Source organism: Methylobacterium sp. AC315 (assembly GCF_979253755.1).
Map to the genome: position 1 here is coordinate 1 of NZ_CEEDEA010000155.1, position 233 is coordinate 233.

Annotated in this window: 1 pseudogene; it reads left to right on the forward strand. The window is 73.0% G+C overall.

Annotated elements, in window-relative coordinates:
- Window positions 1-233, forward strand: a pseudogene (locus AC0IY0_RS29090) (acyl-CoA synthetase); the annotation flags it as partial.

Sequence of the window (233 nt, forward strand, 5' to 3'; positions counted from 1 at the left end):
CACCAACCACCTCTGCGCCCTGATGCCGGGCACGACGGAGGCGGACGCCTCGCTGGTGGTCGCGCCGCTCTCGCACGGAGCCGGCATCCACCCGCTCGCCCAGGTCGCGGCCGGCGCCATGACGGTGCTCACCGGCGGCACGCGCCTGGACCCCGCGGAGGTGGGGTCGCTGGTCGAGCGCTGGCGCATCACCAACCTGTTCACCGTGCCGACCATCGTGAAGCTGAACACCG